The following is an 8,824-nucleotide window of genomic DNA, read 5'->3' on the forward strand; positions in this document are numbered from 1 at the left end:
GGACGTGGCGACCTCCCTGCTGTCCACGATGGACTCCGCGGTGCAGCCGCCGAAGTCCGTGCGCTCCACGGGGGTCTGGCCGTGGGCACGCCAGGCGTCCGAGGCCGACCTGGCGCGGGTGGTGGCGGAGATGGTGGCACGCATGGAGGAGGAGATCGGCGAGGGCACGGTCGCGGTGATCGCCCCGGACGGCTCGACCCTCAACGTGGACGCGCTGCTCCTGCCGCCGCGGGCCACCAAGGGCCTGGAGTTCGACGGCGTGATCGTCGTGGAACCGGCGACGATCATCGCCGGCCCGGCGGGGCCCGCGGACCTGTACGTGGCGCTGACCCGCGCCACGCAGCGGCTCGGTGTCGTGCACACGCGGCCACTGCCGGACTGCCTGCTGCTGCTCGACGACGTGACCCCGTAGCGGCGAACCTGGCCCGGGCGCGAATCAGGACGACTGCGCCTTCGTCAGCAGTTCCTCCAGGGTCTGCCGTTCCTCGGCGCTGAGCACGGTCAGCGCCGAGGTCTCGCTGAGCCGCCTGCTGAGCGCTGCCCACACCGCCACGCCGCGGTCGGTCAGGGCGAGCGTGCGCTTGCGGCCGTCGGTGGGGTGGGGGCGCCGCTCGACCAGGCCCGACCTGTCCAGCTTGTCGGCCATCAGGCTGATCGTCGACGGGTCGCAGCGCATCTGCCGGGACAGGTCGCGCATCGTCGGCGTCTCGGCGGACGGGTCGAGGGCGCACAGCAGGGACGCGGCGGACACGGTCAGGTCGAACTCGGCGAGTACCTCGCCGGCCACGGCCAGCGTCGCGTCCGTGAGCGAGGTCAGCCGGCGCAGCAACCGCATCATCTGGTTCGCCTCGTCGACGGTCTCTGCCATGTCTCCTATGATACCGTCTGAATAAGTCATTGATTTTCTCAATGATATATCCAAGTAAGCTCAGGAGGAGCCGTGGAGCTGGGGATCGCGCTGCCGACGAGCGGCGAGAAGGCGTCGCCGGGAGCCATCGTGCGCATCGCGCAGGAGGCGGAACGGCTCGGCTACGCCGCCGTCTGGACCTTCGAGCGGCTGCTGCGGCCGGTCGACAAGGTCGTCTTCCCGGGCGTGGCCGAACCGCAGGAAACCCCCGAGGTCTACCGGAACGTCTACGAGCCGCTGGAGACCCTCAGCCACGTGGCCGCGCTGACCAGCCGGATCAAGCTGGGCACCAGTGTGATCGACGCGCTGCTGCACCCGCCGGTCGTGCTCGGGCGCCGGTTCGCGACGCTCGACCAGTTCAGCGGCGGGCGGGTGATCGCCGGTCTCGGCCAGGGCTGGATGCGGCAGGAGTTCGAGACCGTGGGCGTGCCGGCCAGCCGCAAGGGCGCCGGGTTCGAGGAGGTCATCGCCGCGCTGCGGGCGGTGTGGGGGCCTGACCCGGTGGCTTTCGACGGCCGCTTCTACACGATCGCGCCGTCGGAGATCAATCCGAAGCCGGTCCAGAGCCACGTGCCGATCCTGGTCGGCGCGATGACACCCAGGGGCATCGAGCGTGCCGCACGGGTCGCCGACGGGCTCAACCCGATGGTGTTCGCCCAGGACCAGCTGCTCGGCACCGTCGCCATGTTCCGCGACAGCGCACGGGAAGCCGGCCGCGACCCCGACGCCCTGACCGTGGTCGCCCGCGCGAACGTGCCCGTCACGCAGAAGCCGATCGACGACGAACGGCCGTTCCTGGGGGGCTCACCCGAGCAGATCGCCGAGGACCTGGCCGCGCTGGAGGGCAAGGGCATCGACCAGGTGCTGTTCGCCAACGGCGCGTTCGTCGACCTGGACACGGAGGTGGACCTGCTCGCCCAGTTGGTGACCGCTGTCCGCTGACAGGTCGGAGCGCGGATACCCGCTGAGGCGCCACCGGCCGATCACCACGTGACCGGCAGCCGGACCGGCTGCCGGTGGTTGAGCGTCGGGACGAAGGGGATCGGCTGCTCGCCGACGATCCGCAGTCCGGGCATCCGGCGGATGAAGGTCTCGAGCGTGGTGCGCAGTACCGCGCGAACCACCGGCGCGCCGAGACAGAGGTGGTGTCCTTGTCCGAAGGTGAGGTGCTGCGTCCGCGGCCGGGTGATGTCGAACTCCTCGGGTCGGTCGACCAGCGCCTCGTCCCGGTTCGCCGACCCGAAGGCCACCATGACCTCCGTGCCCGTCGGCAGCTCCACGCCGCTGAGGGTGACCGGCCGGGTGGTGATGCGTGCGAACGTCTGGGCGGGTGGGTCGTAACGGCAGATCTCCTCGATCGCGCTGTCGATCAGGTCGGGTCGGGCCACCAGCGTCGCCCACTGGTCGTGGTTGGCGAGGAGGTAGTAGATGCCCGTGCCCAGGATCGCCTCCACGGAGTTCGCGGAGCTGATGACCCCCGGGAGGCACCAGGCCAGATCGGACTCCTGTTCGAAGGTGAGCGGTGCGTCACCCGGCGCCAGCTCGGCCGTGACCGCGCTGATGAGGTCGTCGCGCGGATCGGTTCGCCGGGCCCTGGCGTAGTCCACCACCGTGTGGTGCAGCTCGATCATCAGGCGGGCGGTGGCGACCTGTTCGTCCGGCGTCAGGTTGCCTGCCCGGAAAATACGCGACGCGGCACGGCTGAGCTTGTTCACGCGCTCGTAGTCCGGCTCGTCGATCCCGAGTACGCGAGCGAGGACCCGGAAGGGCAGGATATGGATGAATTGTTGCACGATGTCGGCTTTTCCGGCGGGCAGCATCGCGGCGACGAGCGCGTCGACCTGCTCGCGGATGAATGGTTCGAGGCGGCGCACGTGTTTTTTCCCGAGTGCCTTGAGGAACGGCGTGCGTAGCCGCTCGTGTGCCGCGCCGTCCGTGTTGAGCAGCCCGCGCGTCATCGGGTAACCCCGCTCCAGCACGGCCACGCATTCGGGGGTGAACGTGGCGCTGACCGAGCGGATCGCGTTCGCCGACGAGAACACCTCGGGATGCAGCAGTACGTGGCGGACGTCTTCGTACCTGGTGACCACCCAGGCCTGGAACACCGTCGAGTAGAAGACCGGCTCCTCGCGGCGAGCCCTGGCGTGGAAGGAATACGGGTCGGCGAGGTGCGCGCCGAACGGGTCGTAGCTGGCGCCGATCGACGTTTTTTCCGCAGGAATCATCGACACGGCTCCTGCCGCGTTGGGAACAGTCGGCAAGAATTGGACAGTTTCCGCCAATTCTGTCCTCAACCGTAGGTACGGCTCCGCGGGGCTGCCATGGCGCATTTCGCCTAGGCAGTCCGCGCCCCTAGGGTCCGAAAAGCGGAATATCGGTGTTTTACTACCAACGGAGCGTTATCGCCGCTTGATGCTGATCGGCAGGCCGTCCTTCGGCATCGGCAGCGCCGTCGGGTCCCACTGGACGTGGTAGTCCCGCGGGACCGTCCACTCGAAGCGGCGCAGCAGTTCGTGCGCGATGGCCTTCACCTCGTAGGTGCCGAAGTGCATGCCGATGCACTTGTGCACCCCGCCGCCGAAGGGCATGTACGCGAACCGGTGCGACTTGTCCTCCCGGCGTTCTGCCGAGAAACGCAGCGGGTCGAACCGGTGCGGCTCGGTCCAGTACTCCGGCAGCATGTGGTTCAGCCACGCCAGCGTCGTGACGAACACGCCCTTCGGCAGGTGGTGGCCCAGCAGCTCGGTGTCCTTGACCGTTCTGCGGACCATCCACGGCACCGGTGCCACGAGCCGCATGCACTCCTTCAGCACGAGATCCAGCGTGGGCAGCGAGCTCAGCAGGGGCACCGACAGGGGCTCGTCGCCGATGGCCAGCGACTCGGCTCGCGCCCTGTCCTGCCACTCGGGGTGCTTGCCGAGGTAGTACACCAGCGCGGACGTGGCGATGGTCGACGTGTCGTGGGCCGCCATCATCAGGAAGATCATGTGGTTCACGACGTCGTCGTCGGTGAACGTCTCGCCGTCGTCGGTGCGGGCGTGGCACAGGGCGGCGAAGAGGTCGTCCGAGTCGGACGCGCGCTTGGCCGGCAGGCTGCGGCGGAAGTAGTCCTCCAGCACCTTGCGGCCGTTCAGCCCCGCCGCCCACCGGCCGCCGGGCACGGGGAAGCGCACCAGCGCCGTCCCCGCCCGGACCGTGGCCACGAACGCCCTGGTCAGCCGGTCCGAGCTGCCGCCCAGCGAGGACGCCATGAAGATCTTGGTGGCCACGTCGAGCGTCAGCTGCTTGAGCGCCGGGTACACCTGGAAGCTGTCCTGAACCGGCCACGCCGACACGCCGGGCCGGACCACGTCGCCCACCTGCGCCATGTACCCGGACAGCCGCTCGGCGGTGAACGCCAGCTGCATGATCCGCCGGTGGTAGAGGTGCTCGTCGAAGTCGAGCAGCATCAGCCCGCGGTGGAAGAACGGGCCGATGAAGTACTCCCAGCCCTTCTGCGAGAACGCCTTGTCCCGGTTGGCCAGCACCTCCTGCGTGGCATCCGGCCCGGACGCCGACACGACCTTCACCCCGAACGCGCTCACCCACGAGATCGGCCCGTGCGTGTGGTACCGCTTCATCGCGTAGTTCAGGCCCAGCCGCAGCATCTCCAGGCCGTGGCCGAGGAACGGCAGGCCCCCGTCGCCGGGGACCGGCTTGAGCCCGGACGGTGGTGTGGACAGGTCCCTGCGCCGCCAGTCCTTGGCCAGCAGCCATCGGTCGAACGCGTTCTTCTCCAGCTCGAAGGGCGCCTGAAGCTCGGTGGACATGACCCCTACCTCCCAGCGTTGAGCACCGCGACGACCAGCTCGACCAGTTCCGCCGCGATTCGTGGCCTGGTGAGCAGCCGAGGGGTGCGGGCGAGGTCGTTGACGACCGTCAACGCCGCGTGCACCACGACTTTCGCTTCCTGCTCGGTGAGCGCCGACTCCGAACGCAGCTGGCGCACCCACTCGGCCACGTACGCGCGCTGCAGCCGGACGAGCTCCTTGCGGTCCCGATCCGGCAGGTTCGCCAGCTCGTTGACGAAGTTCGCCATGATGTTGTCGGACCGGAGCACGGTGTCGACGTACGACGTGGCCAGCGAGCGCAGCGCCTCCTCGGGCGGCAGCACCGCCGCCTTCTCGGCGTCCTGGGCGAGCCGGTCGGCCATCCGGTACCCGCCGGCCACGAGGATCGCGGCCTTGCCGGGGAAGTAGCGGTAGATGCTCGGCCCGGCCATGCCGGCCCGCGCCCCGATGTCCTCCATGCTCACCCTGGCGTACCCGCGCTCGCGGAACAGCGAGAGCGCGGCCGTGAGCAGCTCCTCGCGGCGCGACCCGGCGACCCCCGGCTGCGGCTGCTTGCCGGGCAGGGTCCCCGGCACCGGGTCGGGCACGGGCGGCAGGTCGGTGGCCGCCCACGAGGTGACCGCGGCCGCCAGCCGGGTCAGCAGGTCCTCGAACCGGCGCCGCGGCGGGTTCACGTGGTGCACCGACACACTCCCGTACACCGACAGCGTCGCCCAGCCGAGCAGCTCGGCGTCGGCCGCCGACAGGGCCGGTCGCGCGTCGCACAGCACGATGGCCCACTGCGAGATCAGCTCCGCGCCGCGGTGGCGGATCTTGGTCCGGTCCGCGCCGGAGAGGTGCCGTCCCTCCCACCGCCACAGCGCGGTGATGTGCCGCCGGTCCACGGCCAGCGCCGCGACCGCGCGCAGCAGCGCGTCGAGCTGTTCGGCCGGGGTGCCGGGCGTGGCCAGCGCCCGCTCGGTGACCAGGCCGAACGTGTCCATGCCGGACAGCAGCACGTGCGCCAGGATGTCCTGCTTGCCGCGGAAGTGCCGGTAGACGGCAGGTCCCGTGACGCCGGCGGACTGCGCGATGTCGTTGACGCTGACCTGGTGGTATCCGTGCTTCCGGAACAGCTCCGCCGCCGCCTCGGCCAGCTGCGCCTTGCGATTGCGTGGCCGCCTCACCGGCGGTCGGGAAGTCTCCGCCACGGTCGGTTCCTCCAAATGGGGCAGTTCGCAGTCAAGCTAGCGGACCGCCCACGTTGTTGGCAACGTGCCAACTCGCCACGACAAGTTAACACCAATTAGCACGGCGCCCGCCACCTCGCGCCTCGCTGTAGCTGAGGCGGGGACCACACCCCCAATCGGGTCCGTGACGTTGACAACGCTGGATCCAGTGCCAACATGTTAATCAGTATTAGCCCTCGAGAGGACCCCTAGCGTGGCTACCGAAGCATTCGTGTACGACGCGATCCGTACCCCGCGCGGCCGGGGTAAGAAGACCGGGTCGCTGCACGGCACCAAGCCGATCTCCCTCGTCGTCGGCCTCATCGACGAACTCCGCAAGCGCAACCCCACGCTGGACGTCGACCGGGTCTCGGACCTGCTGCTCGGCGTGGTCACCCCGATCGGTGACCAGGGCAGTGACATCGCGAGGACCGCCGCCATCGCGGCCGGGCTGCCCGACACCGTCGGGGGCGTGCAGCTCAACCGCTTCTGCGCCTCCGGTCTGGAGGCCGTCAACATCGCCGCCCAGAAGGTCGCCTCCGGGTGGGACGAGGTCGTGATCGGCGGCGGCGTCGAGTCCATGTCGCGGGTCCCGATGGGCTCCGACGGCGGCGCGTGGGCGATGGACCCGGCCACCGCGTACGACACCTACTTCGTGCCGCAGGGCATCGGCGCCGACCTGATCGCGACGATCGAGGGCTTCTCGCGCGAGGACGTCGACGCCTACGCGGTGCGCAGCCAGCAGCTCGCGGCCAAGGCCACGAGCAACGGCTACTTCGCGAACTCGATCGTCCCGGTGGTCGACCAGAACGGCATCACCGTCCTCGACCACGACGAGCACATGCGCCCCGACACCACGGTGGAGGGTCTGGCGAAGCTGCCGCCGTCGTTCGCGGCGATCGGCGACATGGGTGGCTTCGACGCCGTGGCGCTGCAGAAGTACCACTACGTCGAGAAGATCAACCACGTGCACCACGCCGGCAACTCCTCGGGCATCGTCGACGGCGCCGCGCTGGTGCTCGTCGGCTCGGAGCAGGCCGGCAAGGACATGGGCCTCACCCCGCGCGCCCGCATCGTCGCCACCGCCACCTCCGGCGCCGACCCGACGATCATGCTCACCGGCCCGGTCCCGGCGACCGAGAAGCTGCTCGCGCGCACCGGCCTGACGGTCGAGGACATCGACCTGTTCGAGCTGAACGAGGCGTTCGCGTCGGTCGTGCTGAACTACCAGAGGAAGCTGCGCATCCCCGACGAGAAGCTCAACGTCAACGGCGGCGCCATCGCCATGGGCCACCCGCTCGGCGCGACCGGCGCCATGATCCTCGGCACCATGGTCGACGAGCTGGAGCGCCGCCAGGCCCGCCGGGCCGTGATCACCCTCTGCATCGGCGGCGGCATGGGCGTCGCGACCCTCATCGAGCGCGCGTAAGACCTGCTTGCGGAGTCTTGCCATGAGCACTGAAGGAAACGACACTCAATGACCAACACCATCCGCTGGGAGAAGGACGCCGACGGGATCGTCGTCCTCACGTTGGACGACCCCAACCAGTCGGCCAACACCATGAACCGCGACTACGCGGAGTCCATGGCCGCCGCGGTCGACCGGCTGGAGTCCGAAAAGGACTCGATCACCGGCGTGGTGGTCACGTCGGCGAAGAAGACGTTCTTCGCGGGCGGCAACCTCAAGGACATGATCGAGGCGAAGCCGGACCAGGCCAAGGAGGGCTTCGACTTCATCCAGGGCATCAAGGCGCAGCTGCGCAAGCTGGAGACGCTGGGCAAGCCGGTGGTCGCGGCCATCAACGGCGCCGCGCTCGGCGGTGGTCTGGAGATCGCGCTCGCCTGCCACCACCGGATCGCCGCGGACGTCAAGGGCTCGCAGATCGGCCTCCCCGAGGTGACGCTTGGCCTGCTGCCCGGTGGCGGCGGCGTCACGCGGACCGTGCGCCTGCTGGGCATCCAGACCGCGCTGCTCTCCGTGCTGCTGCAGGGCCAGCGGTACAAGCCGGCCCAGGCGAAGGACATCGGCCTCGTGCACGAGGTGGTGTCCTCCGTGGACGAGCTGCTGCCGAAGGCCAAGGAGTGGATCAGGGCCAACCCCGAGGCCGCGCAGCCGTGGGACGTCAAGGGCTACAAGATCCCGGGTGGATCGCCGTCGCACCCGGCGTTCGCGGCCAACCTGCCGGCGTTCCCGGCGAACCTGCGCAAGCAGCTCAAGGGCGCGAACATGCCGGCGCCCAGGGCGATCCTGTCCGCCGCGATCGAGGGCGCGCAGGTCGACATCGACACCGCGCTGACGATCGAGTCCCGCTACCTGTTGGAGCTGCTGTCCGGTCAGGTCGCGAAGAACATGATCAAGGCGTTCTTCTTCGACCTGCAGCACATCAACTCCGGCGGCTCCCGCCCGGACGGCTACGAGAAGTTCACCGCGCGCAAGGTGGGTGTGCTCGGCGCCGGCATGATGGGCGCCGGCATCGCGTACGTCTGCGCGCGCGGCGGCATGGAGGTCGTCCTCAAGGACGTCTCCGCCGAGGCGGCGGGGAAGGGCAAGGACTACTCGGTCAAGCTCTTCGACAAGGCCGTCTCCCGCGGCAAGGTCACGCGTGAGAAGGCCGACGAGACCCTCGCCCGGATCAAGCCGACCGCCAAGGCGGAGGATCTGGCCGGCTGCGACCTGGTCATCGAGGCCGTCTTCGAGAGCACCGAGCTGAAGCACAAGGTGTTCGCGGAGATCGAGAACATCGTCGCGCCGGACGCCGTGCTGGGCTCGAACACCTCGACGCTGCCGATCACCGGCCTCGCCGAGGGCGTGAAGCGGCAGGAGGACTTCATCGGCCTGCACTTCTTCTCGCCGGTCGACAAGATGCCGCTGGTCGAGA

General features: G+C 69.3%; 7 protein-coding genes and 1 pseudogene. 4 read left to right on the top strand and 4 right to left on the bottom strand.

Annotated elements, in window-relative coordinates; genetic code table 11:
• A pseudogene (locus ACJ73U_RS29170) lies at positions 1–412 on the top strand (helicase); the annotation flags it as partial.
• A gap of 24 nt (positions 413–436) precedes the next feature.
• On the opposite strand, the gene ACJ73U_RS29175 reads toward ACJ73U_RS29170, so the two are convergent.
• Positions 437–868 carry a MarR family winged helix-turn-helix transcriptional regulator gene (locus ACJ73U_RS29175; protein WP_407780935.1) on the bottom strand — a complete coding sequence of 144 codons (432 nt, stop codon included), beginning with the start codon at positions 866–868 and terminating at the stop codon, positions 437–439.
• 72 nt (positions 869–940) lie between these two features.
• Between ACJ73U_RS29175 and ACJ73U_RS29180 the strand changes: the two genes are divergently transcribed.
• A complete protein-coding gene (locus tag ACJ73U_RS29180; RefSeq protein WP_407780936.1) occupies positions 941–1,849 on the top strand; it encodes a TIGR03619 family F420-dependent LLM class oxidoreductase in 909 nt (302 codons plus the stop codon).
• Positions 1,850–1,890: 41 nt separating this feature from the next.
• On the opposite strand, the gene ACJ73U_RS29185 is transcribed toward ACJ73U_RS29180, so the two are convergent.
• The 3 genes from ACJ73U_RS29185 to ACJ73U_RS29195 form a co-directional block, all read right to left on the bottom strand.
• Entirely contained in the window at positions 1,891–3,132 is a 1,242-nt protein-coding gene (locus ACJ73U_RS29185; protein ID WP_407780937.1) for a cytochrome P450, read from the bottom strand.
• Between the two features lie 174 nt (positions 3,133–3,306).
• Positions 3,307–4,716, bottom strand: coding sequence for a cytochrome P450 (locus tag ACJ73U_RS29190; protein WP_407780938.1), 1,410 nt, complete (start codon positions 4,714–4,716; stop codon positions 3,307–3,309).
• A 5-nt stretch (positions 4,717–4,721) separates the two neighbouring features.
• Positions 4,722–5,927, bottom strand: coding sequence for a TetR/AcrR family transcriptional regulator (locus tag ACJ73U_RS29195; protein WP_407780939.1), 1,206 nt, complete (start codon positions 5,925–5,927; stop codon positions 4,722–4,724).
• Between the two features lie 232 nt (positions 5,928–6,159).
• On the opposite strand from ACJ73U_RS29195, the gene ACJ73U_RS29200 reads away from it, so the two are divergent.
• On the top strand, positions 6,160–7,374 hold the full coding sequence (locus ACJ73U_RS29200) for an acetyl-CoA C-acetyltransferase (protein ID WP_407780940.1): 1,215 nt from the start codon (positions 6,160–6,162) through the stop codon (positions 7,372–7,374).
• A 48-nt stretch (positions 7,375–7,422) separates the two neighbouring features.
• Positions 7,423–8,824 (top strand): 3-hydroxyacyl-CoA dehydrogenase NAD-binding domain-containing protein (locus ACJ73U_RS29205; protein WP_407780941.1); only part of this gene is annotated, 1,402 nt, incomplete at its 3' end.

Source organism: Actinophytocola sp. (assembly GCF_045807065.1).
In the GTDB taxonomy this organism is placed as follows: domain Bacteria; phylum Actinomycetota; class Actinomycetes; order Mycobacteriales; family Pseudonocardiaceae; genus Actinophytocola.

Bases quoted from the DNA above. Each gene is read 5' to 3' on its own strand.
- ACJ73U_RS29175 (WP_407780935.1), bottom strand. From the start codon at position 868: ATGGCAGAGACCGTCGACGAGGCGAACCAGATGATGCGGTTGCTGCGC.
- ACJ73U_RS29185 (WP_407780937.1), bottom strand. From the start codon at position 3,132: ATGATTCCTGCGGAAAAAACGTCGATCGGCGCCAGCTACGACCCGTTC.
- ACJ73U_RS29190 (WP_407780938.1), bottom strand. From the start codon at position 4,716: ATGTCCACCGAGCTTCAGGCGCCCTTCGAGCTGGAGAAGAACGCGTTC.